We start from the raw sequence: 26,798 nt of genomic DNA, 5'->3' as shown, positions 1-26,798 counted from the left end.
ACGGACCGACTTCCCATCCCGTCCCGGTCCGGTGCCGGTGACCCGCACCACGGGGTCCGGCGTGCGGCAGGGGGAGAGAGAAGGCGTGCACCCATCCGACCGTGCGGGCGCGGCGGCACCGCCGAACCTGCTGGCCAGCGTCCCCGACGCGGTCTGTCACCTCGACCGGGACTGGCGCTTCACCTGGCTCAACGCCGCGATGGAGGAACTGCTCGGGCGGCCGGCCGACACCCTCCTGGGGCAGACGGTCCTCGACTGCATCCCCGACCTGCGCGACACCGAGTTCGTGGCCGAGCTCGGCGGCGCCCTCCACGACGGCCACCCGCGCGTCTTCGAGTACCTGCACAAGCCGCGGGACCGCTGGTTCGAGGTGCGCGCCTCCGGCGACAGCGCCGGCCTGGTCGTGTTCATCCGCGACGTCGACTCGCGGCACCGCGCGCACGCCGCCCAGGCGCACGCCCTCCGGCAGACCACCGCCGTCCTCGACGCCTACCCCACCCCGACCGTGCTGGTCGACCGCGCCGGCCGGATCCGCAGCGTCAACCGCAGCTGGGCCGACACCGCGGACCTCGTGCGCGCGGGGGGCTGGGATCCAGCCGAGGTGGGCGACGACTACCTCGCGCGGATCGGTCAGGGCCTGACGCCGGACGACCTCGCCCGCATCGCCGGCGGGCTCGCCGAGCTGCGGGCGGCGCCGCCCGGGGGACCGACGCGCACCTTCTCCTGCGAGTACTCGATCGAGTCCTCCAGCGGTCGCACCTGGTGGCGCATGCAGGCGGCGCGGGTGGAGGAGGACGGCCGGCTCGTCGCCACCCACATCGACATCACCGAGCGCGTCCGCGACCAGGAGCGGCTGGCGTGGCAGGCCACCCACGACGACCTCACCGGGCTGGCCAACCGCGCCCGGCTGCTCGAGCTCGTCGGCGAGTCGCTGGCCGACGACCGCAGCCGCACTGCGGTGCTCTTCCTCGACATCGACGGCTTCAAGACCATCAACGACTCGCTCGGCTCCGAGGTCGGCGACGAGCTGCTGCGCCAGGTCGGCGCCCGGCTGGTCGCCCAGATCCGTCCCGGCGACGCCGTCGGCCGGCTGGGCGGCGACCAGTTCGTCGTCCTGGCCCGCTCGTGCGACACCCCGGAGGCGGCGTCGCTGGCGTTCCGGCTGCAGCGCTCCTTCGCCCGCCCGTTCGTCGCCCTCGGTGTCTCGGTGCCCGTCTCGGCGAGCATCGGGGTCGCCGTCGCCCAGCCCGGACTGCGGCACGCCCACCAGCTGCTCAGCGACGCCGACGCCGCGAGCTACGCGGCGAAGGCGGCCGGCCGCGACCGCGTCCACCTGTTCTCCCCGGGCCTGCGCGACGCCGCCCGCTGGCGGATGGACGTCGCCACCCGGCTGCGGGACGGCGCGCTCGACCAGTTCGTCGTCCACTACCAGCCGGTGGTGCGCCTGGACACCGGCGAGGTCGAGGGGGTGGAGGCGCTGCTGCGCTGGCAGCACCCCGAGCGCGGCCTGCTCTCGCCCGACGCCTTCCTCTCCGTGGCCGAGGAGACCGGCCAGCTCATCCCGATCACCCGGTGGCTGCTGCACGAGACCACCCGCCAGGCCGCCGAGTGGGCCGAGCAGGGCCTGTCGCTGCGGATGGCGGTCAACATCAGCGCCCGCCACTTCTCCGCCGAGACGCTGGTCCGCGACGTCCGGACGGCGCTGCACGAGTCGGGCCTGGCGCCCGAGCAGCTGATGCTCGAGCTGACCGAGACCAGCGTCGCCGAGGACCCCACCCGCGCCGAGGACCAGCTCGCCGTCCTGCGCGGCTTCGGTGTGCGGGTGGCCATCGACGACTTCGGCACCGGCTGGTCCTCGCTGGCCCAGCTCATGGCGCTGCCGATCGGGACGCTGAAGATCGACCGCTCGCTGATCAACGCCGCCGAGCGGCTGGCCTCCGGCGGCACCGGCGCGGTGCTCGGGGCGATCGTCGAGCTCGCGCACACCCTGGGCATCCGGTCGGTCGCCGAGGGCGTGGAGACCGCCGAGCACCTGCGGATGGTCCGCGAGGCCGGCTGCGACTCCGCGCAGGGCTACCTGCTCGCCCACCCCATGAGCGCCGAGGACGTCGAGCGCTGGGCGGACCGGGTGCGGGCCGGCGGCGGCGACTCCTGCGCGCTGGCCCTCGCCGGCCGGCTGCGCTGAGGGGGCTGCCCTGAGCGGACGAGGGGGAGTGGGCCGGCGGTGACCGGTCGCCTCCGCCGGCGCGCCGTCCGCCGGGCGACCGCCCCGGCCGGCCCGCCGCCCGCCGCCGTCCCGCCCGCCGCCGTCCCGCCCGCCGCCGTCCCCCCCGTCACCGTCCCGCCCGCCACCGTCCCGCCCGTCGCCCCGCCGGTGCCGGACACGTCGGGTGGCCCCGGTCCGGACGCGACGGCGACCGGGCAGACTGCCCCCGTGACCGCGACCAGCGACGAGACGCCCCTGGCCGAGCCCCGGACCGACGGCGGCCGCGGGCGGCCCGCGCTGGACCTGCTCATCTGGGACGCGCCGAACATCGACATGACCCTGTCCACGGTCATCGGCGCCCGCCCCACCGCCGCCTCCCGGCCGCGCTTCGACGCGATCGCCGCCTGGTTCGTCGACGGCGCCGGCGACGCCGCCGCGCCGGACGCACCCGAGGTCGAGGCCTGCGTCTTCGCCAACATCCCGCCGGTCGTCGGCTCGCTGCAGCGCTGGGTGGAGGCGCTGCGCGGCTTCGGCTACGCCGTCTTCGCCCGGCCCAAGAGCCAGCCCGACGACGACATCGACCAGGCGATGCTCGACCACATCGAGGTCCGCGCGCACAGCCACCGGCTGCGGCGGCTGGTCGTGTTCTCCGGCGACGGGCGCAACTTCGCCGAGCCGCTGGAGGAGCTGGCGCGGACCGGTACCCAGGTCGTCGTCGTGGCCTTCAGCGAGGTCGCGGGCTACGCCATCGGCTCGGACCTGCTGGAGTTCATCGACATCGAGGACGTCCCCGGCGCCTTCGCCGCGCCGCTGGACCGCGTCCGGCTCGACGCCCTGCCGCCGGACGGCGCGTGGCTGCGGCCCACCCGCAGCCTGCGGGACTTCGTCTCGAACTGGACCGCCCGCCGCAGCAGCTGACCCGGCCCCGTGTCCCCCGGCGCCGTCCGGGGAAGGGAGGGGCCATGGCGGTCTGCGAGGTCTGCGGCAACGACTACGACATGAGCTTCGAGGTGGTGGCCCAGGGGGCCCGGCACACCTTCGACAGCTTCGAGTGCGCCATCCACCGCATGGCGCCCATCTGCGAGCACTGCGGCGTCAAGGTGGTGGGCCACGGCGTCGTCGTGGAGGGGCAGTTCTACTGCTGCGCGCACTGTGCCCGCGCCGAGCACGACGGCGCGGCGGTGGCCGACTCGGCCTGAGGCCCGAGGGCTCAGTCCCGGGGGATCTCCGGCGCGCGCGGCTCGGGGACCTGGCTGCCGAAGCCGTCGACCGGCTCCAGGCCCGAGGGCAGCCGCGCCCACACGTGCTTGCGGCCGGGGCGCTTCTCCCAGCCGTAGTCGACCGACAGCTGTGCGACCAGGTGCAGGCCCATCCCGCCCAGGGACGGGTCGCGGTCGACGGCGGGCACCGGCGGCCGCTCGGGGGCCTCGTCGCTGAGGTCGAGCAGCCACCCGGCGGGGCTGGCCACCACCAGCGCGCGGACGTCGCCACCGCCGTGCCGCAGGGCGTTGGAGGCCAGCTCCTCGAACACCAGCAGCAGCCCGTCGCGGGCGTCCTCCGTCGACGACGTGCTCACCGACGGGTGGGCGATGCGCGCGCGTAGGTCCGCACGGACCCGGGAGACGACGTGCATGGCCTCCAGCTGCCAGTGCCAGACGTCGCCGGCCACGGAGGGCACCGGAGTGCACGGCCACGCCTCCTGGCCCATGTCCCACCCCTCGCGTTGGCTCCGCCGACCGGCGTCCATCCTGACCGAAAGCGCCCTGGCCCGCAGCGGCGGGCCCGCGCGTCCCCCGCACGTGGTGATCCCCCGGCTTCCCGGCAGCGGCCGACACGGGCAGGATGGGCCCCGTGGAGGGCCTCTGGCGAGCGCTGAGCCGGCTGCAGCTGGCCGACCGGGCGCTGGACGACGTGCTCGGCGAGGTCACCCGGATCGCCGCCGAGAACATCCCCGGCGCGGAGTCGACGTCGATCACCCTCGTCCGCGGCGACGTGGCCACCACCGCCGCCCACCACGGCGACATGGCGCTGGCGGCCGACGAGCTGCAGTACGAGCGCGGCAACGGCCCCTGCCTGGACGCCGGCCGCGGCGGCGTGGTGCTGCGCATCGACGACACGCACACCGAGACCCGCTGGCCGGACTACATCGCCCGGGTGGTGGAGGTCGGCGTCCGCAGCTCGCTGTCGACGCCGCTGCCCTACCAGGGCACGACGATCGGGGCGCTGAACAACTACTCGACGGAGCCCGCCGCGTTCGCCTCCGCGGCGTCGGTGGAGGTCGCCCGCGCGGTCGCGGAGGCGGTCGCGGTCGCCGTCGCCAACGCCGACGCGCACGCCCAGCTCGGCGAGCACGCCCGGAACATGGAGCTGGCGATGCAGTCCCGCGCGGTCATCGAGCAGGCCAAGGGCGTGCTGATGGCGCAGCGGCACGTCGACGCCGACACCGCCTTCGAGCTGCTGCGCGCGGCCTCCCAGCGCTACAACCGCAAGCTGCGCGACATCGCGATCGGCATCGTCACCTCCGTGATGGAGCCGCCGCAGCAGTGACGTCCAGCCCACCCGGGCGGCTCAGCCCACCCGGGCGGCGAGGTCGGCCAGCCGGCCGACCAGGAACTCGACGGCGGCCGGGCTGTCCACGGTCTCGGCGACGTCGACCGCGGTGGGGGAGTGCGACACCGTCCGGCGGTCCACCAGCGTCTGCCCGCGGGCCGGCCCCGCGGTGGTGTCGACGACGACGTCGCGGCGGACGGTGCCCAGCGTCCCCGGCACGATCGCCTCGGTGAGCGCCAGCGCGTCGTGCACCACCACGCCGGTCGTGCCGTAGGAGGTGCGGGCGTGGTCCAGGTACTGCTGCAGGACGGCCGCCGCCGTCTTGCCGACCGTTCCGGCCGCGGCGAACCGGGCGATGCCGTCCTCGTCGAGGACCGTGGGCAGGGTGACGTCGAGGCCGACGAGCACGGTGGGCACCGTCGAGCCGAGCACCCGGGCGGCGGCCTCCGGGTCGGACCACACGTTGAACTCCGCGGCGGCGGTGACGTTGCCGCCGCGGCCGGCCGAGCCGCCCATGAGCACCAGCCGGTCGATCCGCTCCGCCGCCTCGGGGTAGGTGGCCAGCAACAGCGCGACGTTGGTCCAGGGCCCGATCGCGGCCACCGTCACCGGCTCCTCCGACGCCAGGAGCAGCTCGGCGAGCGCGACGACGGCCGGGCGGGGGTCGACGGCAGCGGGGGAGGGCGGCAGCTCGACGCCACCGAGGCCCGCGGCACCGTGGACGTGCCCGGCCCGCTCGGGCTGGGGGAACACCAGCGACTCCGCGGCGCCCGCGGCCACGGGGACGTCGGAGCGCCCGGCCAGGTGCAGCACCCGCAGCGCGTTCTCGGTGGTCTGCGCGACGTCGACGTTGCCGTGCGTGGTGGTGACCAGGCGGAGGTCGACCTCGGGGCTGGCCAGCGCCAGCAGGATCGCCAGCGCGTCGTCGATGCCGGGGTCGGTGTCGATCACCAGGGGTCGCGGTGCGGGAGGAGCCACCCGGCCATCCTCGCAACCGGGCCCCGGGGGCGCCTGCGCCGCGGTCAGCCCCGGCCCGGCGCCGCGGCAGCGCGGTCACCGGGTACAGCACCACCCCGACGGCGAGCAGGACGCCGGCGAGCGCCACGTCCGGGCCTCCTGGCGCCACAGCAGCTCCAGGCACGAGGCGATGGCCAGCACCGGCACCACCGGCGGCACCCGGATTTCGGCGCGTCGACCCGGTCACGGCGCAGCACCGGCACCGCGGCGTCGGTGCCGAGGAAGACGAACAGCAGCAGGAGCACCACCGTGGCGGCCGGCGTGGCCAGGTCCCCGTCCGGGACACGGGAACGGGAGGCGGGCGCGGGCCGGGGGGACACGCCCCGACACGCCGGTCGCGTCAGGGCGTGTCCCGGCGTGACCGGAGGCCCCGCGGGGGCCTCCCACGCTCGCGGGCCGTCGACGGGTCGACAAGTGATCGTCGGCAGCGCCGGGTGACCAACGCGCTGGTCAGGGCGTCACAACGGTTGCGTCACGGGGTCTCCAGGACGTGTCCCGATCGGCCGTTCGCGAGGCCCGCCGTCCCTACCGTTCTCCCTGTCCGCAGCACCTTCCCCGGCTGCGGACCAAGACCCCTCAGGAGGACGGCATGGCGATCGACCGGGCACCCGCCCCGTCGTCGGCGACCCTGCCGGACGACCTGTCCCTGGCCGGCCTGCTCGGCCTGCTCGACCGGGCGCACGAGCTGCCGCGGCGGCCCCGGCCGCGCCGCGCGGTGTCGACCCGCTCGCCGGGCGCCTCCCGCGCGCTGCGCCCGCTGCCGGTGGCCCGCCCCGTGCCGGTGCCGCGGCCGCGGCCGGTCCCGCCGGCGGCGACGCAGGTCCCCGCGGCTCCGGCCGCCCCGGCCCCGGTGCCGGCTCGGGCCCCGGCGGCCGGCCCGCGCTGGCGCGCGCGGCTGCGGGCCTCGGTCCGGCGGCTGGCGATGTGGGGCGCCGGCCCCGACGGCGCCCACGCCGCGTGGCCGACCGCGCCCGTCGTCGTCCCGCCGCCCGGTCCCGGCCTGGTCCGGCGGCTGGCGCTCTGGGGCGCCGGCCCCGACGGCGCGCACCTCGCCTGGGGCCGGCCCCGCCCGGCCGCACCGGCCGCCCCGGCCGTCCCGCGGCCTCACGTCCCGAACGGCCCCGTGGTGCTCACCGAGCTGCCGAGCACCCCCACGACCCGGCCCGCGGCGCCTTCCCCCGCCGCGGCGTCGCTCCCGGCCGGCTCCGGCCGGCCGGTCCCGCTCCGTCCCGCCGCCCCCCGCTCCGCGGGTCCGGCGCTGGCCCCGGCCGGCTGGCCGGCGCGGCCCGCCGCCGGGCGGCCGACAGCGCGGGCGCCCGACCCGCCGCGCACCGCCGGTGCGGTGCGCACCCGGGGCGACCCGGGCGGGCACCCGGCGCGGGGTTCGCCCCGGCCACCGCCACCGGCTCCCGACTGATCCGCAGCGCGCCCCCTCCCCGGGGACGTGCGTCCGCCCCTCGTCGACGTGCTCGACGGGCCCGGCCGCCCCCTTCCCCCCCGCGGGTGGCCGGACCGCCGGCCCGTTCCCCGAGCAGATCCACCTCCCGGCCGACCACGGCCGCCCCTGGCCCTCCACCGCGGCACCCCGCCGCCGGGCAGACCCCTCCGCACGACGATCCGGCCTCGACCCCCGCCGACTCACCCCCGGGTGCAGCGCGCGGACCCTCCAGGGAGGCCCCGGACCGCACCGCGGAGCGGCGCCCGGCAGCGGGAGTCCCCGCCGCCCGACAGACGCTCCCGCACGACGATCCGGCCTCGACCCCCCGCCGACTCACCTACCCGGTGCAGCACGCGGACCCTCCAGGGAGGCCCGGACGAGCGCGGCGCGGCCTGTCCGGCGACGGCCGCCGCGGCGGGAGGACCGGGTCCCGCCGGTGCCCGGCGGGGGACGACCCGCCCCGTCGTCCCCCCGGGTCTCTGACCGAGCGCGACCCGGCCAGGCAGGCGCCCGGCCCGCCGGAGGAGGCGGACGCCCGCGGGACCCGGCCACGGTCACCGGCCCGGCGCCGCGAGGAGGACGGCGGACGCGGCCCCGCCCCCGGGGCGCGCGAGGACGAGACGACACGACGGGCGCTCCCCGGGCGGCCGGACCGGCACCGCCGCCGGCCCGTGCCGCCGGGAGCGCCCGTCCCGCGTCCGGCACCGGTCCTGACGAGCGGGCCACCCCGCCGGCGCCTGACGCACCGCTCCGGAGCCCCGGTCCGCGACGAGGACCGGGGCTCCCGCGCGTCGGGACGCGGTGTCGACTCGGGCACACCGGTTGTCGTTCCGGGCCCGGGCATGGGAGAAAGGACGGCGGACCACCGCTCTCGCACCGAATGGACCCCCGCTTCCCGTGACCGTCCCCGAGCAGCGTCCGGGGTCGACGGGAGCGGCAGCCCGCCCGCTGTCGGTGCTGCCCGACGACCTCGAGGTCGCCCGGCTCCGCTTCGAGCTGGCGATCGACGCCGCCGGCATCGGCAGCTTCGACTGGGACCTCGAGTCCGGCCGGCTCGCCTGGGACGACCAGCTCCTGGCCATCTTCGGGCTGGAGGCCGACGGGTTCGGCGAGACGATCGGGGCCTTCGCCGACCGCCTGCACCCCGACGACCGGGACCGCACCCTCGCCGCCCTGCGGGAGGCGATCGACACCGTCGGCGCCTACGACGCCGAGTTCCGCATCGTGCTGCCCTCCGGTGAGACCCGGTGGGTGCAGGGCCGCGGCCGCGCGCTGGCCGACGACCGCGGGCGCGCGGTGCGGCTGCTCGGCGCCGGCATCGACACCACGGGCCTGCACGAGGGCGACGCCCGGGTGTCCCGGATCCTCGAGACGATGCGGTCGGCGTTCTTCGCCCTCGACCGCGAGTGGCGCTTCACCTACGTCAACGCCGAGGCCGAGCGGGTGCTCCGCCGCGGCCGCGACGAGCTGGTCGGCGGGGACCTGTGGGAGCTGTTCCCCGCCGCCGTCGGCAGCGACTTCGAGGTCAACTACCGGGCGGCCATGGAGCGCGGCGAGGAGCGGGTCTTCGAGGCGTACTACCCGCCGCCGCTGGACGCCTGGTACGAGGTCCGCGCGTGGCCCGGTCCCGACGGGCTGTCGGTCTACTTCCTCGAGGTCACCGAGCGCCGCGCCGCCGAGCAGCGGGCCCGGGACAGCGCCGCCCGGCTGTCGCTGGTCGCCGAGGTCAGCGCGCTCATGTCCGCGTCGCTGGGCTCCGGGGGCGCCGAGGAGCCGGCGCTGCAGCGGGTCGCCGAGGCCGTCGTCCCCGTGCTCGGCGACTGGGCGATCCTCACGCTGTCCGCCGGCGAGGACGGCCGGATGCGCGACGTCGCGAGCTGGCACCGCGACCCGGCGATGCGGGCGGTCGCGGCGGCCTACGCCGACCTGCGGCTGGCGTCGGTCCCCGCCGACGCGCCCGTGCTGCGGGCGCTGCAGTCCGGCCGGCTGCTCACCGTCGACGACGTCCCGGCGGCCATCCGCCCGACGCTCCCGGACCAGGTCCGCGAGGTCTTCGACGCCCTCGCCCCGCGGACGGCGGTGACCCTGCCGCTGCTGGCCCGCGGGCGCACGCTCGGCGCCCTGAGCGTCTACCGCGGCGCCGACCGGCCGGCCGCCAACGCCGAGGAGGTCGCCGCCGCCCGCGAGGTCGCCGACCGCGTCGCCCTGGCGCTGGACAACGCCCGGCTGTTCGACCAGCAGCGGCGGCTGGCCGAGGCGCTGCAGCGCAGCATGCTCACCGCGCCGCCGCAGCCCGACCACGCCGAGATCGTCGTCCGCTACCAGCCGGCGCTGGAGGTCGCCCAGGTCGGCGGCGACTGGTACGACGCGTTCCTCCAGCCCGACGGCGCCACCGTGCTGGTCATCGGCGACGTCGTCGGCCACGACACCGAGGCCGCGGCGAGCATGGGCCAGCTGCGCGGCATGCTGCGCGGCATCGCCTACCGCGGCGACGTCCCGCCCGACGCCGTCCTGGCCGAGCTCGACGCCGCCGTCGACGCGCTCGGCATGCGCACGATGGCCACCGCGGTGGTCGCCCGCGTCGAGCAGACGCCGGAGCAGCACGCCGCCGGGACGACGACCCTGCGCTGGTCCAACGCCGGGCACCCGCCGCCGCTGCTGCTCACCCCCGACGGCGAGGTGCACACCCTGGGTACCGAGCGCGGCCAGCTCATGCTCGGCGTCGACCCCGGCGCCCGGCGCAGCTCGGCCGCGGTGGAGGTCCCCCGCGGCTCGACGCTGCTGCTCTACACCGACGGGCTGGTCGAGGGCCGCGACCTGCTGCTCGACGACGGGATCGGCCTGCTGGGGACCGCCCTGGCCCGCCTCGCCGACCTCCCGCTGGAGCGGCTCGGCGACGCGCTCCTCGCCCGGCTGCGCCCCGAGGGCCTCCAGGACGACGTCGCCCTGGTCGCCATGCGCCTCCACCCCCAGGACTGACGGAGGACCTCCCCGCAGGAGGCCGTTCCGTCACCTCACCGGGGAGGGAGCACCGCCCAGACGGTCTTGTGGCCGTCGTCCGCGTACCAGCCGTGCGCCGTCGACAGCTCGGCGATGAGGTACAGCCCCAGGCCGCCCTCGGAGGGGTCGCGGTCGACCGCCGGGGTGGGCGGGGTGCCGGCGGCGCCGTCGGACACCGCGACCAGGAAGGCGTCCCCGGTGTGGCGCACCACCGCCTCGACCGCGCCGCCGCCGTGGCGCAGCGCGTTGGAGGCCATCTCGTCGAGCACGAGGACGAGCCGGTCGCGCACGTCGGGCGAGTCGGGCGCGACGTGCGACCGCCGCAGCTCCTCGCGCACCCGGGGCAGCTCGGCGACGTCGGACAGCTCCCAGGACAGCCCGTCCCGGGCAGGCGGAGGCGACGCCGACGGCCAGCCAGGACCGGCCGTTCCGCGTCTCACCCCGTGGACTCCTCGTGTCGGCGTCCCGTCGTGGACGCGAAGTCGAACACCTGCGTATGGCTCGCGGATCGGTTCCGTAAACCCGGCTGCGACCAGCGTCACACGTCCGGGCCGGGATCACCCGGCGGGGAGGGCCGCGCGGTAGGCCGCGACGACGGCCGGGTCGCGCATCGCCGGCCCCATGACGGCGACCCCGTGCGCCCCGGCGGCCAGGCACCCGGCCACGTCCCCGGGCCGCACGCCACCGAGCGCGAGCACCGGCGGGGCGCCGCCGACCAGCGCGGCCAGCCCGGCCGCGCCCAGCGCCGGGCCGTGGCCGGGCTTGGACGGGGTGGGCGCGACGGGGGACAGGGTCACCCAGTCACAGCCCTCGGCCGCCGCCCGCGCCAGCTCGGCCGCCGAGTGGCAGGAGCGGCCCAGCAGCGGCGGGCGGACGGCGGGGACCGGGTCGACGGCGGACAGGTGCACCGCCGTCCCCGCCGGCGCCCCGGCCGCGCCGCCCCACACGAGCAGCCCGCCCACCGGGTCGAGCACCGCCCGCAGGTCGCGGGCCAGCGCCGCCCGCTCGGGCAGCGGCAGGTCCTTGTCCCGCAGCAGCACCGCCCGGGCGCCGGCCGCGACGGCGTCCGCGACCACCTCCGGCAGCGGGCCGCGCGCCTGCCTCCGGTCGGTGACGACGAGCAGGCGGGGGACGGTCACAGCGCGGGCAGACCCTCGAACGGCGTCGACGCCTCGGCGTGCCAGCGGCGCGGGATGCGCCCGGCCAGCTTCGCCAGCCGGCCGGCCTCCACCGCCTGCCGCATGGCCAGCGCCATGCGCTCGGGGTCGCGGGCGCGGGTGACCGCGGTGGCCAGCAGCACCGCGTCGCAGCCCAGCTCCATGGCCAGCGCGGCGTCCGAGGCGGTGCCGATGCCGGCGTCGAGGACCAGCGGCACGTGGACGGCCTCCCGCAGCAGCGCGATGGCGTGCGGGTTGCGGATGCCCAGGCCGCTGCCGATCGGCGAGCCCAGCGGCATCACCGCGGCGCAGCCGGCGTCGGCCAGGCGGCGGCCGAGCACCGGGTCGTCGGTCGTGTAGGCGAGCACCGTGAAGCCCTCGGCGACCAGCTGCTCGGCGGCGTCGAGCAGCTCGACGGCGTCGGGGAGCAGGGTGACGTCGTCGCCGATGACCTCGAGCTTGACCCAGTCGGTGCCGAACGCCTCGCGGCCCAGCCGGGCGGTGCGCACCGCCTCGCGGGCGGTCCTGCACCCGGCGGTGTTGGGCAGCAGCCGGACGCCGGCCCAATCGAGCACCTGCATCATCGGGCCGGCCGCCGACGCCTCCACCCGGCGCAGCGCCACGGTCACCACCTCGGTGCCCGAGGCGCGCACCGCGGCCTCCAGCGCCTCCAGGCTGGGCACGCCGCCGGTGCCGAGCAGCAGCCGGGAGCCGAACGTCTCGCCGCCCAGCTCGAACGGGTCCTCCAGCACGGTCAGCCTCCTGCGGTCGGGGCGAGCACCTCGACGGCGTCGCCGGGGGCCAGCGGGGTCTGCGCCCAGCTGCTGCGCGGGACGACGTCGCCGTTGCGGGCGACGGCGACGCGGTCGTGGCCCGCGGCGCGCTGGGCGACGAGGTCGGCCACGGTGGCGCCCTCGGCCAGGTCGGCCGGGGCGCCGTTGACGGTCAGCTGCACTGCGTCCTCCTCGGAGGTCCGATCCGGAAGCGGTCGGCGGTGAACGGGGCGGCCACCGCGGGCAGGGCGCCGGTGGCCAGCAGCTCGGCGGTGGCCTCGGCGGTCACCGGGGTGAGCAGCACGCCGTTGCGGTGGTGGCCGGTGGCCAGGACCAGCCCGGGCAGCGACGAGGGCCCGAGCAGCGGCGCGTTGTCCGGCGTCCCCGGCCGCCAGCGGGCCAGCGTCTCGGTCAGCTCCAGCTCCGAGACCTCCGGGACGACGTCGATCGCGTCGTGCAGCAGGTCGTGCACGCCGCCGGCGGTGACCCGGGCGTCGAAGCCGCGGTCCTCGCTGGTGGCGCCCACGACCAGCCGGTCGCCGGCGTAGGGGACGAGGTACACGGGCCGGCCGCGGACCAGCGCCCGCACGGTGCCCTCGAGCAGCCCGGCCGCGCCGGCCAGCCGCAGGACCTGGCCCTTGACCGGGCGCACCGGCAGCTCCGGGACGCCGGGCAGCCGCCCGCTGCGCGCGCCGAGCGCGAGCACCGTGGCGCCGGCGGCGAGCACGTCCCCGGACGCCAGCCGCAGGCCGGCCGCGCGGCCGCCGTCGACGACGACCTCCGCCACCCGGTCGCGCAGCAGGGTCACCCCCGCCGACGCCGCCGCGGCCAGCAGCGCGGCGTGCACCGCCCGCCCGTCCACCGAGTGGTCGCCCTCGACCAGCAGCCCGCCGCGCGCGCGGGTGGCCAGCGCCGGCTCGCGGCGGCGGGCCTCGCGCGGGGTCAGCCGCCGCGCGGCCAGGCCGAGCTCGGTCTGGAAGGCGTGCAGCGCGTCGAGCTCGCGGACGTCGTCCTCGTCGAACCCGACCACCAGCGTGCCCGCGGTGCGCAGCCCGACCGGCGCCCCGGCGGCCGCCTCGAGCTCGGCGGCGAACGCCGGCCAGCGGGCGAGGGAGTGCAGGCCCAGCCGCAGCAGCGGCTCCTCGCGGTAGCCGGCCTCGGTGACCGGCGCGAGCATCCCGGCCGCCGCGGCGGAGGCGCCGCTGCCCGGGGCGTCGTCGACGACGGTCACCGACAGCCCGCGGCGGGCGGCCCGCCAGGCCACCGCGAGCCCGACCAGGCCGCCTCCCGCGACGGCGACGTCGGTCACCGCCGGCGGCCGGCCAGCACGAGCGGCACGGTGAGCACGACGGCCACGGCCAGCCCCACCAGCGACGCCGACCAGCCGTTGGCCGGGTCGATGCCGAGGCCGGCCTGCCGCGCGCCCCACCACGCCGTCCAGCCCGCCCCCGGGCCGGGGAAGTACGTGGGCAGGGTCAGCTGGTAGGCGACGAACCCGGCGGCCCACGGCAGCAGGTACAGCGGCCGGGCGGGCGCGGCGTCGGAGGTGTCCCAGCGCCCGCGCGGGGTCAGCCAGTAGGCCACGATCAGCACCCCGGCCAGCGGCACGAACACCGCGCCGATGAGGAAGAGGAACGGCTCGTAGGCGGCGACGTCGAAGGTCAGCGCGAGCAGCGTCGCGACCGCACCCACGACGACGGCGAGCACCCGCCGGTCCAGCCGCGCGACGACGTTCTGCGCCGACACCGCCGTCGAGTAGAGGTTGGCGAACGCCTCGTCGAGCTCGACGGCGACCAGCACCAGCACGGCGACGGCGCCCAGCGGGACGGCCAGCAGCGCGCCGATGACGTCGATGCCCGCGCTGCCGTAGGCGGCCAGCGCCAGCACGCCGAGGGTGAACATCACGACGGTGGCGGCGCCGTAGCCCACCGCCGACCCGACGCCGGCGGCGCGGGCGCTGCGGGCGTGGCGGGTGTAGTCGGCGGCCAGCGGCAGCCAGGACACCGGCAGTGCGATGACGATGTCGGCGGCGGTCCAGAACGACGTCGCCCCGCCGCCCTCCAGCGGCGGCAGCGGCTCGGCCAGGACCTGCACGAACAGGTAGGCGACCGCGGCCAGCGCGGCCCAGACGGCGTACCGGGCGAGCACCCGCACGACGCCGAGGGGCCGCAGCGCCATCGCGGTGGCCAGCACCCCGGCGGCGACGACGAACGGCCAGCGCGGCGCGTCCAGCACCCGGGCGGCGGCCTCGGCGATGACCACGATCTCGAACGTCGCCCAGCCGACGCACTGCACGAGGTTGAACGCCGTGGGCAGCCAGGAGGTGCGCCGGCCGAGCAGCCCGCGCAGCAGCACCATCCCGGGCACGGCCTCCCGCGCGCCGGCGGCGGCGACCAGCCCGAGCAGCGCCGACCCGAGCACGGCGCCGACGACGACCGCGGTGAGCGTGACCGCCAGCGACCGCCCCGGCAGGACGACGAACACCGCCGCCACCGGCAGCAGCAGGCTGACGCCGAGGTTGGCCCACAGGCCGAGGTTGGCGGCCAGGCCCAGCGTGCGCGGGGGCGCCTGGTCGAGGGTGAGGGGTGCGTCAGCCGTACGGACGGCGTCGGTACGGACAGGGTCCGCCGTGCTCATGGTCGCTCCCTACGCCGGCATTACCCGGTCAGGTTCCAGCGGTCGGCGGCGCGCTCAGCCGCCCTCTCAGCCCGGTTGCCCCGAGCTCCCGCACATGGCGGCGCCACCATAGCCACCCCGTAGGGTCGGGCGCCGTGCCGGTCGCCGACCTGCTCGCCCGCCACGCCGACGCCTGGGGCCGAGCCACCCGCCACCCGTTCCTCGACGCCGTCCGCGACGGCACGCTGCCGCCGGCCGCCTTCGACACCTGGCTGGTGCAGGACGCGTACTTCGTCGCCGACCTGCTGCGCTTCCAGGCGCGGCTGCTGGCCCGGGCCCCCCGCGCGGCGCAGGGGGTGCTCGCCGCGGGGTGCGTGGCGCTGGTCGCGGAGCTGGACTGGTTCGCGGAGCAGGCCGCCGCCCGCGGGCTGGACCTCGACGCCCCGCAGCTGCCGGCCACCATCGCCTACGGGGACCTGCTGTACCGGCTCGACGCCGCCGACCTGCCCACCGCGCTGACCGCGCTGTGGACGATCGAGCGGACCTACCTGGACGCGTGGTCGGCCGCCCGGCCGGGCGCGGAGCCGTACCGGGAGTTCGTCGAGCACTGGACGGCGCCGGGCTTCGCCGGGTACGTGGCCGGGCTGGAGGCGGTGGCCGGCGGGGCGCCCGACTCCGTCTTCCTCGAGGTGGTCGCCGCGGAGACCGCGTTCTGGCAGATGGCGCTGGACGCGTGACCCTCGCGGCGGACCTCTGGGCGGGCAGCGCCGACCTCGCCGCCGCCGCGCGGGAGCACCCGTTCGTCACCGGGATCGCCGACGGCACGCTGCCGCGCGAGCGGTTCGCCGGGTACGTCGCCCAGGACGCGTTCTTCCTTGAGGCCTTCGCCCGCGCCTACGCGCTCGGGGTGGCGCACAGCCGCGACCGGGCGACGCTGGAGTCCTTCGCCGACCTGCTGGCCGGCGTCCGGGAGGAGCTGCGACTGCACGACGGCTACGCCGCCCGCTGGGGCATCGACCTGGCCGCCGTCACCCCCGCCCCGGCGACGCTCGCCTACACCGAGTTCCTGCTGGCCACGGCCGCGCTCGGCGACGTCGGCGAGGTGGCTGCCGCGATGACGCCGTGCATGCGGCTCTACGCGCACCTGGGCCGGGCGCTGGTTCCACGTGCAACAGGGCCCTACCGGGAGTGGGTCGACACCTACGCCGACCCGGGCTTCGAGGAGCTCGCCGCCACGCTCGAGGCGCTGCTGGACCGGCTGGCCGCCGACACCCCGGCCGTGCGCCGGGCCTACCGGCGGGCGATGGAGCTCGAGCTGGCCTTCTTCGACAGCGCCTGGCGAACCGGGGGTAGCGTCGGCGGGCAGTGACTCGGGGTGTCCGCCGTCCGGCGGGCTGAGAACACACCCGTCGAACCTGTCCAGGTCATGCTGGCGAAGGGATGTCACGGCGTGGATGCCGCTGCTCTGACCGCTGCCCGTCAGGCGCTGACGGGCGCCGCACCGCTGGTGCACTGCCTGACCAACACCGTCGTGCAGACGCTGACGGCGAACGCGCTGCTCGCCGTCGGCGCCGCCCCGGCGATGGTCGACGAGCCGCTGGAGGCCGAGGGGTTCGCGGCCGTGGCCTCCGCGGTGCTGGTGAACGTCGGCACCGTCAACCAGCGCACCGCCGAGGCGATGCGGCTGGCCGCCCGCTCGGCCGCGGCCGCCGGCACGCCGTGGGTGCTCGACCCGGTCGCCGTCGGCGCGCTGCCCTACCGCACCGGGCTCGCCGCCGAGCTGCTGGAGTCGCGCCCGGCCGTCGTCCGCGGCAACGCCTCCGAGGTCATGGCGCTGGCCGGCGCCGGGACCGGCGGCCGCGGCGTCGACTCGACGAACAAGGCCGACGAGGCGCTCGACGCCGCCGTCGCGCTGGCCGGGCGCACCGGGGGAGTGGTCGCCGTCAGCGGCGAGGTCGACGTCGTCACCGACGGCACCCGCACCGTCCGGGTGGGCGGCGGCTCGGTCCTGCTCACCCGCACCACCGGCGCCGGCTGCGCCCTGGGCGCCCTGGTCGCGGCCTACGTCGCCGTCACCGACGACCCGCTGACCGGCGCCGTCGCCGCGCACGCCCACGTCGCGCTGGCCGCCGAGGCCGCGGCCGCCGCCGCTGCCGGGCCGGGCACCTTCGCCCCGCTGTGGCTCGACGCGCTCGACGCGGTTCCCGACCTGTCGGCCGCGGAGGTGACCCGGTGAGGCCGGCCCTCGACCCGACGCTCTACCTGGTCACCGACACCGCGCTGGCCGGGCCCCGCGGCGTGCCCGACGTCGTCCGGGCCGCGGTGGCCGGCGGGGTGACCGCGGTGCAGGTCCGGGACAAGACGGCGTCGTGCCGGCAGCTGTACGCGCTGACGCTGGCGGTCAAGGAGGTCCTGGCCGGCACGGGCGTGGCGCTGTTCGTCAACGACGACGTCGAGGTCGCCCTGATGGCCGGCGCCGACGGCGTGCACGTCGGCCAGGACGACACCCCGGCCGCGGAGGTCCGCGCGCGGATCGGCCCCGACCGGCTGCTGGGCCTGTCGGCCGGGTCCGACGACGAGCTGGCCGTCGCGCTGGCGCTGCCGCCGGGCACCGTGGACGTCGTCGGCATCGGGCCGGTCTGGACCACCCCCACCAAGCCCGACGCCGGCACCGGCCTCGGGCCCGAGGGGGTGGCCGCGCTGGCGGCGAAGGCGGCGGCCGGCGGGCTGCGGTCGGTGGCGATCGGCGGCATCGACGTCGAGCGGGCGCCGCTGGTCGCCGGCGTGGACGGGATCTGCGTGGTCTCGGCGGTGTGCGCCGCGCCCGACCCGGCCGCCGCGGCCCGGGCCCTGCGGGCGGCCCGGTGACCGGCCGGGCGGGGGTGCCCGTGGCGCTGACCGTCGCCGGCAGCGACCCCAGCGGCGGCGCCGGCATCCAGGCCGACCTCAAGACGTTCAGCGCGCTCGGCGTCTACGGCACCGCCGTGCTCACCGCGCTGACCGCGCAGAACACCCGCGGCGTCACCGGCGTGCACCCCGTGCCCGGGGCGTTCGTGGGCGAGCAGGTCCGCACCCTGCTCGACGACGTGACCGTGCACGCGGCCAAGACCGGCATGCTCGGCACCGCCGACGTCGTCCGCGAGGTCGCCGCCGCGCTGGCCGGCCGCGCCGCCGGGCCGCTCGTCGTCGACCCGGTCATGGTCGCCACCAGCGGCGACCGGCTGGTCGACGACGACGCGGTCGCCGCGGTCCGCAGCGAGCTGCTGCCGGTGGCCGAGCTGGTCACCCCGAACGTGCCCGAGGCCGCCGCGCTGCTGGACACCGCGCCCGCGACGTCGGTCGACGAGCTCGCCGCGCAGGCGGAGGCGCTGCTGGAGCTCGGGCCCGGCGCGGTGCTGGCCAAGGGCGGGCACCTCGGCGGGGCGGAGAGCGTCGACGTCCTGGCCACCGCTGACGGCGTCGTCGTCACCCGGCGGCCGCGGGTCGACACCACCGCGACGCACGGCACCGGCTGCACGCTGTCCTCGGCGATCGCGGCGCTGGTGGCCCGCGGCGTCGGCGGGCCGGGGCGGTGGGAGCCGGTGGTCGAGCAGGCCCGCGACCACCTCCAGCGGATGCTGGAGGCGGGGGAGTCGCTGGGCATCGGCTCCGGCCACGGCCCGGTGCACCACTTCGCCGGCACCTGGCCCGCCTGAGCCCCGCCGTCCGCCGGAATCCCGTTGCGACGGGGGGTACGACGGACGGGTGGAGATCGTGCGGACCGGCCCGGACGACGCCCGGTTCGCCGCCTGGTGCGCGGTGTGGGCGGCGGCCGAGCGCGCCGACCGTCCCGGCGAGGCCCCGCGCCCGGCGAGCGACCACGTCGCGCTGGCGCGGCGGCTGACCACCCCGGGCGGCGCGATGTCGGGCACCCACCGGGCCGCGCTCGCCGACGGGGCCGTCGTCGGCGCCCTGCGTCTGCTGCTGCCGGTGCGCGACAACACCTCGGTGGCGCACGTCGACGTCGCCGTGCACCCCGCCGCCCGCCGGCGCGGCGTCGGTACCGCGCTGCTGGCGGAGGGGACACGCCTGGCCGCGGCGGCCGGGCGCTCGTCGCTGGTGGCCGAGGTCGACGAGCCCGGGCCGGGCACGGCCGGCCGCGCCTTCGCGCGGGCGCACGGGTGGGCCTGCGGTCTGCAGGAGACCCGCCGGGACCTGCTGCTGCCCGTGGACGAGGACCGGCTGGTGGCCCTGGAGGCCGAGGCGGCCGCCGCGAGCGCGGGCTACGAGGTGCGCACCTGGCGGGACCGGACGCCGGACGAGCTGCTCGAGGACCGGGCGCTGCTCAGCCGCCGGATGTCGACGGACGCGCCGAGCGGGGACGTGCCGGTCGGCGAGGAGGAGTGGGACGCCGCCCGGGTCCGCGAGCAGGAGACCGTCGTCCTGGACCGCGGCCGCAGCGTCCTGTCGGCCGGTGCGCTGCGGAACGGCCGGCTGGTCGCCTTCACCGACCTGCACGTCCCCCTCGCGCAGCCGGAGCGGGCCCACCAGGGCGGCACGCTCGTGCTGCGCGAGCACCGCGGGCACCGCCTCGGCGCCCGCATCAAGGTCGCGGTCCTGCGCGAGCTCGCCGCGACGCTGCCGCAGGTGCGGCGGATCAGCACGTACAACTCCGACACCAACCGCCCGATGGTCGCGGTCAACGAGGCGCTCGGCTTCCGGCCCGCGGGCGGGCTGTCCACCTGGTCGACCCGCCTGCCCGCTTGACGCGGCCGCGGCGGTGCCGGGACCGTGCCACATGGCGACCGACCGCCCCCACCCCGTCTTCAGCCGGTTCTACGAGCGGATGAGCCGGCGGATCGAGGACGCCGGCATGGCCGACCTCCGCCGCGAGCTGCTCCGCGGGCTGTCCGGCGTGGTGGTCGAGGTCGGCTGCGGCAACGGGCTGAACTTCCGCCACTACCCGCCGGCGGTCACCCGCGTCGTCGCGGTCGAGCCCGAGCCGCGGCTGCGGGCCGCGGCCGAGCGGGAGGCGGAGACGGCCGACGTCCCCGTCGAGGTGCACGCCGGCACGGCCGACGCGTTGCCGCTGCCCGACGGCGCCGCCGACGTCGGCGTGCTGTGCCTGGTCCTGTGCAGCATCCGGGAGCGGGCGCAGGCGCTGGGCGAGCTGCGCCGGGTGCTGGGTCCCGGCGGGGAGCTGCGGTTCCTCGAGCACACCGTCGCGGAGGACCGCCGGCTGCGGCGGGTGCAGCGCCTGGTCGACGCCACCGTGTGGCCGCTGCTCGCCGCGGGCTGCCACACCGCCACCGACCAGGTCGCCGACATCGAGCGGGCGGGCTTCACCGTGCGGCGGGTGCGGCGCTTCGACTTCCCGCCGACGGCCGTCCGCCTCCCCCCGAGCCCGCACGTGCTGGGGACGGCGCTCGCCTGATCAGTCCCCGGCGCGGGCCGAACAGCCGGTCCAGCCGGCAGCCGACGACGGTCAGCGCGTCCTCGACGTCGCGCTGCTGCCCGAGCACGCAGGGAGCCGCCTCGTCGTCCACGCCGGGATGGGCCACGAGCTGCCCCGTGCCCTGTGGCCGGCGATCGCCGACGACGTCCGGGCCACCGCCGACCTCGCCGCCGCCCGTCGCGCGGAACGGGGAGCCGCTGGTTGACTCGGGGGATGGTCGCGCCCATCCCCGAGCCGGACCCGCTCCTCGACCCGACCGAGCCCGTCCCCGACGACCCGGGCGAGCTGCTCCCCGACGCGCCGGAACCCCTGCCGCCGGCGCCGGTCGAGCCGACGCCGGACGACCCCGGCGGGGACCCCGGCGGCGTCCCCGAACCCGCCTGAGGGGCGCGGCCGGTCAGAGGACCAGACCCACCAGCAGGTGGGCGTTGAGGCCGATGATCAGCAGCGCGACCACCGAGCCCGCCACCGTGGTCACCCGCCGGTTCACCCAGCCGCCCATGAGGTCGCGGCGGCTGGTCAGCCACAGCAGCGGCACCAGCGCGAACGGGATGCCGAAGCTGAGCACGACCTGCGACCAGACCAGCGCCGTCGTCGGGTCGCCGCCGAGGACGAGCACCGCGAGCGCCGGGGCCAGGGTGACCAGCCGGCGGACCAGCACCGGGACGTGCCGCTTGAGGAACCCGGCCATCACGACCTGGCCGGCGTGCGTGCCCACCGAGGAGGAGGCGAACCCGCTGGCCAGCAACGCGACGGCGAAGGCCAGTGCCGCGCCGGTGCCGAGCTGGTCGCCGAGGCCCGCGTGCACGCTCTCCAGCGACGCGATGCCGTCGTCGGCGGTGAACAGCTGCGCGGCGATGACCAGCATGGCCGCGTTGACCAGCCCGGCCAGCCCCATCGCGACCAGGACGTCGATCCGCTGGGCCCGCAGCAGCCGGCGCCGTCCCTGCTCGGTCCGCCCGGCGGTGACGACGTCGCCGTAGCGGCCCGGGGTCAGCGCGGAGTGCACGTAGATGACGTGCGGCATGACCGTGGCGCCGAGGATGCCCGCGGCCAGCACGAGGCTCTCCGGGCCGTCGAAGGAGGGCACCATGCCGCCGGCCAGCCCGCCGACGTCGACCCCCGACCCGACCAGCGTGTAGCCGAAGCCCAGCCCGATCACCAGCAGCAACCCGGTGATGACCCGCTCGAACGGCCGGTGCCCCCGCGACTGGGCGCCGAGCAGGACGAAGGCGACGACGGCGGTGATGACCCCGCCGATCGGCAGCGGCACCCCGAACAGCAGGTTCAGCGCCACCGCGCCGCCGACGATCTCGGCCAGGTCGGTGGCGATGGCGACCGCCTCGGCCTGCAGCCACAGCCCCCAGGTGACCGGGCGGGGCAGCCGCTCGCGGCAGTTGGTGGCGAGGTCGCGGCCGGTGGCCAGGCCCAGCTTGGCGGTGAGGCTCTGGATGAGCATCGCCATGAGGTTGGCCGCGACGATCACCCACAGCAGCGTGTAGCCGAACGAGGCGCCGCCGGAGAAGTTGGTGGCGAAGTTGCCGGGGTCGACGTAGGCCACGGCGGCGACGAAGGCCGGGCCGAGCAGCGGCCAGACCCGCCGGCGCCCGGTGGCGGCCGGCGGGGGCGTCTTGGGGGTGCCGACGAGCGTCGTCGGCAGGACGGCGGCCTCGGTCTTCGACAGGTACACGGGGGCCTCGCAGGGGACGGGACGGGGTTCCTGCCCCCCGCACTGCCCACCCGGGGTGTCACGGTGGGGCCAGGACGTGGCCCTCACGGGCCGAGGTGAGGCTGTCCTGGGTCACCCGGCGGTGAGCCGCCGCGCGCGCTCCACGAGGGCATCGATCCGGCGGGCGTGCGCCCCGCGCCAGTAGACGCGGCCGCAGCGCGGGCAGCGGGAGAACTCGGTCGCGGTGCGCCGGGTGCCCGGCTCCAGCTCGCCGGCCACCTCGGCGGCGTCGACGGCGACCGGCACGCCGTTGCAGGCCGGGCAGCGGGTGAGCGGCGCCAGCGGCGGGCGGAAGCGGTCGAGGACGTCGGCGAGCTGCTCGTCCGGCGACGTGCCGCGCACCCACGCGCCCGCGGGCAGCGCGCGGCGCATGAGCAGCGCGCGGTCCTGGGTGAGCAGCACCCGGTCCTCGGCGACGGCGGCCGCGACCAGCTCGGCGTCGTCGGCGTCCGGGGCGCGGGCCTCCGGCGACCACGCGGCGTCCAGGCCCAGCAGCCGCATCCGCCGGGCCAGGGCGCCCAGCCCGACGTCGAGCAGGAAGCCGCCGGGCGGCAGCGGCTGCGGCCGCGGCGCGGGGCGCACGACGACGGTCGCGCCGGGGGGCGGCCGGGCGTCCCGGGGCAGGGGGACGCCGTCGACCAGCAGCTCGCCCACCTCGGTCAGCGGGACGCCGGCGGCCTGCACCAGGTGGGCCGCGGTCGCGTCCGGGTCGGCGGCGAGCACCCGCCGGCCCGACGCCCGGTCCCGCGCCGGCAGGAGCGGGCGCAGGGCGTCGTCGACCGCGACCGTGATCGTCGGGCCACTCACTCGATGACGACCCGCAGGCTCTTCATCGTCGGGTCGGCCGCGTCCGGCACGAGCATCCCGGCCTCGACCCCGCTGGTCAGGTAGTCCAGCGCCTCCTGGCTGACCCGCTCGCCCGGCGCGAGCACCGGCACGCCCGGCGGGTAGGGGCTGACCAGCTCGGCGACGACGCGGCCGGCCGCCTCCGCGATCGGCACCTGCTCGACGCGGCCGAAGAAGGCGTCCCGCGGGGTCATCGCGTTCTCCAGCTCCAGGGCGCGCGGCTCGGGCAGCTCCACCCGGGGCGGTCGCTCCGTGGAGCCCGCGCCGTCGACCAGCGCGCGCAGCGCCTCGACCAGCGTCCGCTCGGTCGCGTCGTCGTCGGCGTGGGTGAGGCGGGCGCTGATCCGGCAGGCGTCGGCGGAGCCGACGTCGACGTGCCGCTCGGTGCGCAGCCAGTCGCCGGCCTGGTAGCCGGTGATCCCCAGCTCCCGGACGTCGATCGTGAGCACCAGCGGGTCGAGGTCGAAGGCCATCCCGGGGCCGACCACCTCGCGGCCCGTCAAGCGCACCCCGGGCAGCTCCCGGATCCGCTCGGCGACCCGGCCGGCCCGCTCGATCGCCGCGCCCAGCAGCTCGCGGCCGTGCTCGACCATCTGCCGCCGCCAGCCGTCGAGGGTCAGGTAGACCAGCGCCGAGGAGCTCGTCGTCCCGAGCAGGTCCTCGCGCTGCTCGAGCACGTCCGGGTCCACCCGGTCGCCGCGGAGGTGGAAGACCGAGGACTGCTCGACCGCCCCGCCCATCTTGTGCACGCTGGTGACGACGACGTCGGCGCCGGCGTCCATGCCCCAGGCCGGCAGGTCGGGGTGGAAGGGCAGGTGGGCGCCCCAGGCCTCGTCCACGATGAGCGGCAGGTCCCGCTCGTGCAGCACCTCGGCGACGCCGGCGATGTCGGCGCAGGTGCCCCAGTCGGTCGGGGTGATGAGCAGCATGCCCTCGGCCTCGGGGTGGGCGTCGAGCGCGCGCCGGACGTCCTCGGGCTCCGGCGGGTGGGCCAGCTGCCGCTCGGCGTCGAAGTGCGGGTGCACCCAGACCGGCCGGATGCCGCTGATGATCAGCCCCGCGATCACCGACTTGTGCGCGTTGCGGCTGACCAGCATGGTCTCGCCCGGCCCGGCCACGGAGATCATCGCGCTCTTGACCGACAGCGAGCTGCCGCAGGTGGAGAAGAACGCCCGGTCGGCGTCGACGGCGTCGGCCATGAGGTCCTCGGCCTGGGTGACCACGCCCTGCGACTCGCGCCGGTCGTCGAGCCCGTTGAGCGACAGGACGTCGCTGCGGAAGACGTCGGCGCCGACGACCTCCAGCACCCGCGGGTCCACCCCGCGGCCCTGCTTGTGCCCGGGCGGGCCGTAGACGACGTCGCCGCGGCGGCGGAACTCCTCCAGGGCCTCGAGGACGGGGGCGCGTGAGTGGTCCATGGCGGGCCCACTACCCCGTCGTCCCGGCGTGCAACTGCTTGAACGTTCATCGATCCCGGGCGACACTGGGTGTGCACTTCCGCGGAAGTGCACACGTGCTCCCGGAACAGGAGGCCGCGATGCCGGTCCAGCGCCTCAACCACGCCGTCCTCTACGTCCACGACGTCGAGCGCAGCACCGCCTTCTACCGCGACGTGCTGGGCTTCCGGGTGAAGGCGGAGATCCCCGGCCGGGCGGTGTTCCTGCAGGCCGAGGGGTCGACCAACGACCACGACCTCGGCCTGTTCGCCGCCGGCGCCGGCGCCGGGCCGTCGCGGGCCGGCCGCGCGACCGTCGGGCTCTACCACCTCGCCTGGGAGGTGGACACCCTCGCCGAGCTGGCCCGGGTCCGCGACGCGCTGGCCGCCGCCGGGGCGCTGGTCGGTGCCTCCGACCACGCCACCACCAAGGCCCTCTACGCCCAGGACCCCGACGGTCTGGAGTTCGAGGTCTCCTGGCTGCTCCCGGCCGACCGGATCACCGACGACGTCCGCGCGCAGGCCATGACGATCCGCCCACTGGACCTCGACGCCGAGATCGCCCACCACGGCGGCGACACCCGCGGCGGGATCGGGGTCTCCAGCCCGGTCTGAGGAGAGGGGTCGGCCCCCGCCGGATCGGGCATGACCGAGGGCGACCGCAGCCGCGACCGACCCCGGGAGTCCCCGTGACCCTGCCCACCGACCGCCCCCTCGCCCTCGTCACCGGAGCCTCCAGCGGCATCGGCCTGGAGCTGGCCAAGCAGTTCGCCGAGAACGGCTTCGACCTGGTGATCGCGGCAGAGGACGACGAGCTGGACGCCGCCGCCGAGACGCTGCGGGGCCTGGGCGCGCACGTCTCGCCGGTCCGCGCCGACCTCTCGGAGTACGCCGGCTGCGAGCTGCTGGTGGCGGCCGTCCGCGGCTCCGGGCGCCCGCTGGCCGCCGCCGCGCTGAACGCCGGCGTCGGCGTCGGCGGGGCGTTCACCGACACCGACCTGGCGCGCGAGCTGGAGATCGTCGCGCTCAACTGCGGCTCGACCGTGCACGTCGGCAAGGCGGTCGCGCAGGACATGGCCGCCCGCGGCGAGGGCCGGATCCTCATCACCTCCTCGGTGGCCTCGCAGGCGCCCCAGCCGTTCCAGGCCGTCTACGGCGCGAGCAAGGCGTTCACCCAGCACCTGGCGCTGTCGCTGCGCGAGGAGCTGTCCGACCGCGGGGTCAGCGTGACCGCCCTGCTGCCCGGGCCCACCGACACCGAGTTCTTCGACCGTGGCGACCTCACCGACACCCGGCTGGGCGCCACCGACGCCAAGGACGACCCGGCGCAGGTCGCCCGGCAGGGCTTCGAGGGCCTGATGAAGGGCGAGGCGTCGGTGTTCGCCGGGTCGCTGGCCAGCAAGGCGATGGGCCGGCTGTCGGCGATCACGCCGGGCAACGTGGCGGCCAAGCTCAACCGGAAGATGGCCGAGCCGGGCTCCGGGGAGAACTGAGCCCTCCGGCACGATCGGGGGCGTGACCGACGTCGTCCCCGCCCCCGTCGAGGTGCCCGCCGGCCCGCTGCGCCTGCGCCCGTGGCGGGCCGGCGACGCCGGGGCCGTCCACGCCGCCCTCACCGACCCGGCCACGACCGTGTGGAGCAACCCGGGCCGGGTGGCCACGCTGGAGGACGCGCGGATCTGGGTGGCCCGCCGCGCCGACTGGAGCAGCGGGCGGATCGCCGCCTGGGCCGTCGTCGACGCCGCCGGCGGCGAGCTGCTCGGCTCGGTGAACCTGCACTCCATCGACCTGGACCAGGGCGACGCCGAGATCGGCTACTGGACGGTGCCCGCCGCGCGCGGCCGCGGGGTGGCGCCGCGCGCCGTCGACGCCGCCCTGCGCTGGGGCTTCGCCGCGCTGCCGGTCGACCGGGTCGAGCTGGTGCACGCCGTGGAGAACCCGGCGTCGGGCCGGGTGGCGGAGAAGGCCGGCTTCACCTTCGAGGGCCGGCTGCGCCGCTCGTTCCGCTACGGCGACGGCGTCAAGCACGACGAGCTGCTGTGGGCCCGCCTGGCCGGCGACGACGTCCCCGACCTCAGCACCCGCAGCTGACCGGCGCGGTCAGCGGGTCGACGTCCGGGCGGGTGAGGCCGTCCGCGGTCGCCACCGGCAGCCCCTCCCGCGCCCAGTACTCGAAGCCGCCGATCATCTCCCGCACCCGGAAGCCGAGCAGCGCCAGCGCCAGCGCCGCGCGGGTGGCCCCGTTGCAGCCCGGGCCCCAGCAGTAGGTCACCACCGGGACGGACCGGTCCAGCTCGGCCTCCGCGCGCGCCGCGACCTCCCGGCCGGGCAGGTGCACCGCGCCGGGCACGTGCCCCTGGTCCCACGCCTCCCGGCTGCGGCTGTCGAGCAGCACGAAGCCCGGCTCGCCGGACTCCAGCGCGGCGTGCACGTCGGACACGTCGGTCTCCACGGCCAGCCGGCGGGCGAAGTGGGCGGCGGCCTCGGCGGGGGCGGTGCTCCAGTCCATGCCGGGGATCTTGGGGCGCGGTCCCCACCCCGACGAGGCCCCCGCCTGCCACGGAGCGTCGGTTTCCCGCCTTCCGCGCGCGGAAGGC

The 26,798-nt window shown here is 77.4% G+C and carries 29 protein-coding genes and 1 riboswitch; of the genes, 17 read left to right on the top strand and 12 right to left on the bottom strand.

Annotated elements, in window-relative coordinates:
- Positions 1 to 85 precede the first annotated feature (85 nt).
- The 3 genes from ACI79B_RS15735 (at position 86) to ACI79B_RS15725 (ending at position 3,405) form a co-directional block, all read left to right on the top strand.
- A complete protein-coding gene (locus ACI79B_RS15735; protein WP_456927789.1) occupies positions 86 to 2,185 on the top strand; it encodes a putative bifunctional diguanylate cyclase/phosphodiesterase in 2,100 nt (699 codons plus the stop codon).
- 249 nt (positions 2,186 to 2,434) lie between these two features.
- Positions 2,435 to 3,124 (top strand): NYN domain-containing protein, encoded by a 690-nt coding sequence (locus ACI79B_RS15730; protein ID WP_456927790.1) that lies wholly within the window; start codon positions 2,435 to 2,437, stop codon positions 3,122 to 3,124.
- Positions 3,125 to 3,168: 44 nt separating this feature from the next.
- Positions 3,169 to 3,405 (top strand): hypothetical protein, encoded by a 237-nt coding sequence (locus ACI79B_RS15725; protein WP_387988703.1) that lies wholly within the window; start codon positions 3,169 to 3,171, stop codon positions 3,403 to 3,405.
- An 11-nt stretch (positions 3,406 to 3,416) separates the two neighbouring features.
- On the opposite strand, the gene ACI79B_RS15720 is transcribed toward ACI79B_RS15725, so the two are convergent.
- Complete coding sequence (locus tag ACI79B_RS15720; protein ID WP_456927792.1) at positions 3,417 to 3,875, bottom strand: ATP-binding protein; 459 nt, start codon at positions 3,873 to 3,875, stop codon at positions 3,417 to 3,419.
- A gap of 182 nt (positions 3,876 to 4,057) precedes the next feature.
- Between ACI79B_RS15720 and ACI79B_RS15715 the strand changes: the two genes are divergently transcribed.
- Positions 4,058 to 4,753, top strand: a complete 696-nt coding sequence (locus ACI79B_RS15715; protein ID WP_456927793.1) for an ANTAR domain-containing protein — start codon at positions 4,058 to 4,060, stop codon at positions 4,751 to 4,753.
- A gap of 21 nt (positions 4,754 to 4,774) precedes the next feature.
- Here the strand turns inward: ACI79B_RS15715 and ACI79B_RS15710 are convergent, their stop codons facing one another.
- Positions 4,775 to 5,734, bottom strand: coding sequence for a nucleoside hydrolase (locus ACI79B_RS15710; RefSeq protein ID WP_456927794.1), 960 nt, complete (start codon positions 5,732 to 5,734; stop codon positions 4,775 to 4,777).
- Between the two features lie 628 nt (positions 5,735 to 6,362).
- Here ACI79B_RS15710 and ACI79B_RS15705 point away from each other — a divergent pair.
- Positions 6,363 to 7,190 carry a hypothetical protein gene (locus tag ACI79B_RS15705; protein WP_456927795.1) on the top strand — a complete coding sequence of 276 codons (828 nt, stop codon included), beginning with the start codon at positions 6,363 to 6,365 and terminating at the stop codon, positions 7,188 to 7,190.
- A 918-nt stretch (positions 7,191 to 8,108) separates the two neighbouring features.
- A complete protein-coding gene (locus ACI79B_RS15700) occupies positions 8,109 to 10,190 on the top strand; it encodes a SpoIIE family protein phosphatase (RefSeq protein ID WP_456927796.1) in 2,082 nt (693 codons plus the stop codon).
- A 35-nt stretch (positions 10,191 to 10,225) separates the two neighbouring features.
- On the opposite strand, the gene ACI79B_RS15695 is transcribed toward ACI79B_RS15700, so the two are convergent.
- The 6 genes from ACI79B_RS15695 to ACI79B_RS15670 form a co-directional block, all read right to left on the bottom strand.
- Positions 10,226 to 10,651, bottom strand: a complete 426-nt coding sequence (locus ACI79B_RS15695) for an ATP-binding protein (RefSeq protein ID WP_456927798.1) — start codon at positions 10,649 to 10,651, stop codon at positions 10,226 to 10,228.
- A gap of 117 nt (positions 10,652 to 10,768) precedes the next feature.
- Positions 10,769 to 11,350 carry a thiamine phosphate synthase gene (locus ACI79B_RS15690; RefSeq protein WP_456927799.1) on the bottom strand — a complete coding sequence of 194 codons (582 nt, stop codon included), beginning with the start codon at positions 11,348 to 11,350 and terminating at the stop codon, positions 10,769 to 10,771.
- Entirely contained in the window at positions 11,347 to 12,120 is a 774-nt protein-coding gene (locus ACI79B_RS15685) for a thiazole synthase (RefSeq protein ID WP_456927800.1), read from the bottom strand. Before ACI79B_RS15685 ends, ACI79B_RS15690 begins: the two co-directional genes overlap by 4 nt.
- Positions 12,121 to 12,122: 2 nt before the next feature.
- The gene (gene thiS / locus ACI79B_RS15680) at positions 12,123 to 12,323 is read right to left on the bottom strand and encodes a sulfur carrier protein ThiS (RefSeq protein ID WP_456927801.1); all 201 of its coding nucleotides are present in this window, start codon (positions 12,321 to 12,323) and stop codon (positions 12,123 to 12,125) included.
- On the bottom strand, positions 12,314 to 13,450 hold the full coding sequence (gene thiO, locus ACI79B_RS15675) for a glycine oxidase ThiO (protein WP_456927802.1): 1,137 nt from the start codon (positions 13,448 to 13,450) through the stop codon (positions 12,314 to 12,316). The genes thiS and thiO overlap by 10 nt, the downstream gene beginning before the upstream one ends.
- A complete protein-coding gene (locus ACI79B_RS15670; RefSeq protein ID WP_456927803.1) occupies positions 13,447 to 14,778 on the bottom strand; it encodes a purine-cytosine permease family protein in 1,332 nt (443 codons plus the stop codon). Before ACI79B_RS15670 ends, thiO begins: the two co-directional genes overlap by 4 nt.
- Positions 14,779 to 14,912: 134 nt before the next feature.
- Here ACI79B_RS15670 and ACI79B_RS15665 point away from each other — a divergent pair, with 134 nt between their 5' ends.
- From ACI79B_RS15665 to ACI79B_RS15630, 8 genes are all read left to right on the top strand, one after another.
- On the top strand, positions 14,913 to 15,494 hold the full coding sequence (locus ACI79B_RS15665) for a thiaminase II/PqqC family protein (RefSeq protein ID WP_456927804.1): 582 nt from the start codon (positions 14,913 to 14,915) through the stop codon (positions 15,492 to 15,494).
- The gene (locus ACI79B_RS15660; protein WP_456927805.1) at positions 15,491 to 16,126 is read left to right on the top strand and encodes a TenA family protein; all 636 of its coding nucleotides are present in this window, start codon (positions 15,491 to 15,493) and stop codon (positions 16,124 to 16,126) included. The genes ACI79B_RS15665 and ACI79B_RS15660 overlap by 4 nt, the downstream gene beginning before the upstream one ends.
- Positions 16,119 to 16,215: riboswitch (TPP riboswitch) on the top strand. It overlaps the preceding gene by 8 nt.
- On the top strand, positions 16,208 to 16,993 hold the full coding sequence (gene thiM / locus ACI79B_RS15655; RefSeq protein ID WP_456927806.1) for a hydroxyethylthiazole kinase: 786 nt from the start codon (positions 16,208 to 16,210) through the stop codon (positions 16,991 to 16,993). Its footprint overlaps the riboswitch before it by 8 nt.
- Positions 16,990 to 17,625, top strand: coding sequence for a thiamine phosphate synthase (gene thiE / locus ACI79B_RS15650; protein ID WP_456927807.1), 636 nt, complete (start codon positions 16,990 to 16,992; stop codon positions 17,623 to 17,625). Before thiM ends, thiE begins: the two co-directional genes overlap by 4 nt.
- Before the next feature lie 20 nt (positions 17,626 to 17,645).
- On the top strand, positions 17,646 to 18,452 hold the full coding sequence (gene thiD / locus ACI79B_RS15645; protein ID WP_456927808.1) for a bifunctional hydroxymethylpyrimidine kinase/phosphomethylpyrimidine kinase: 807 nt from the start codon (positions 17,646 to 17,648) through the stop codon (positions 18,450 to 18,452).
- Positions 18,453 to 18,501: 49 nt separating this feature from the next.
- Entirely contained in the window at positions 18,502 to 19,503 is a 1,002-nt protein-coding gene (locus tag ACI79B_RS15640) for a GNAT family N-acetyltransferase (protein ID WP_456927809.1), read from the top strand.
- Between the two features lie 31 nt (positions 19,504 to 19,534).
- A complete protein-coding gene (locus tag ACI79B_RS15635; RefSeq protein ID WP_456927810.1) occupies positions 19,535 to 20,170 on the top strand; it encodes a class I SAM-dependent methyltransferase in 636 nt (211 codons plus the stop codon).
- A 234-nt stretch (positions 20,171 to 20,404) separates the two neighbouring features.
- A complete protein-coding gene (locus tag ACI79B_RS15630) occupies positions 20,405 to 20,575 on the top strand; it encodes a hypothetical protein (protein WP_456927811.1) in 171 nt (56 codons plus the stop codon).
- A 13-nt stretch (positions 20,576 to 20,588) separates the two neighbouring features.
- Here the strand turns inward: ACI79B_RS15630 and ACI79B_RS15625 are convergent, their stop codons facing one another.
- From ACI79B_RS15625 to ACI79B_RS15615, 3 genes are all read right to left on the bottom strand, one after another.
- Complete coding sequence (locus tag ACI79B_RS15625; RefSeq protein WP_456927812.1) at positions 20,589 to 21,881, bottom strand: Nramp family divalent metal transporter; 1,293 nt, start codon at positions 21,879 to 21,881, stop codon at positions 20,589 to 20,591.
- 111 nt (positions 21,882 to 21,992) lie between these two features.
- Positions 21,993 to 22,727 carry a Mut7-C RNAse domain-containing protein gene (locus tag ACI79B_RS15620; protein ID WP_456927813.1) on the bottom strand — a complete coding sequence of 245 codons (735 nt, stop codon included), beginning with the start codon at positions 22,725 to 22,727 and terminating at the stop codon, positions 21,993 to 21,995.
- Positions 22,724 to 24,184 carry an aminotransferase class I/II-fold pyridoxal phosphate-dependent enzyme gene (locus ACI79B_RS15615; RefSeq protein WP_456927814.1) on the bottom strand — a complete coding sequence of 487 codons (1,461 nt, stop codon included), beginning with the start codon at positions 24,182 to 24,184 and terminating at the stop codon, positions 22,724 to 22,726. Before ACI79B_RS15615 ends, ACI79B_RS15620 begins: the two co-directional genes overlap by 4 nt.
- 119 nt (positions 24,185 to 24,303) lie before the next feature.
- Between ACI79B_RS15615 and ACI79B_RS15610 the strand changes: the two genes are divergently transcribed.
- The 3 genes from ACI79B_RS15610 (at position 24,304) to ACI79B_RS15600 (ending at position 26,292) form a co-directional block, all read left to right on the top strand.
- Positions 24,304 to 24,816 (top strand): VOC family protein, encoded by a 513-nt coding sequence (locus ACI79B_RS15610; RefSeq protein ID WP_456927815.1) that lies wholly within the window; start codon positions 24,304 to 24,306, stop codon positions 24,814 to 24,816.
- A 74-nt stretch (positions 24,817 to 24,890) separates the two neighbouring features.
- Complete coding sequence (locus ACI79B_RS15605; RefSeq protein WP_456927816.1) at positions 24,891 to 25,694, top strand: SDR family NAD(P)-dependent oxidoreductase; 804 nt, start codon at positions 24,891 to 24,893, stop codon at positions 25,692 to 25,694.
- Between the two features lie 22 nt (positions 25,695 to 25,716).
- Positions 25,717 to 26,292, top strand: coding sequence for a GNAT family N-acetyltransferase (locus tag ACI79B_RS15600; RefSeq protein ID WP_456927817.1), 576 nt, complete (start codon positions 25,717 to 25,719; stop codon positions 26,290 to 26,292).
- Here the strand turns inward: ACI79B_RS15600 and ACI79B_RS15595 are convergent.
- Complete coding sequence (locus ACI79B_RS15595; RefSeq protein ID WP_456927818.1) at positions 26,276 to 26,710, bottom strand: rhodanese-like domain-containing protein; 435 nt, start codon at positions 26,708 to 26,710, stop codon at positions 26,276 to 26,278. The genes ACI79B_RS15600 and ACI79B_RS15595 overlap by 17 nt on opposite strands.
- Positions 26,711 to 26,798 lie beyond the last annotated feature (88 nt).

Source organism: Geodermatophilus sp. SYSU D00879 (assembly GCF_054050375.1).
Note: the sequence above shows the minus strand (reverse complement) of the source record. Positions and strands in the feature narration are given on the sequence as shown.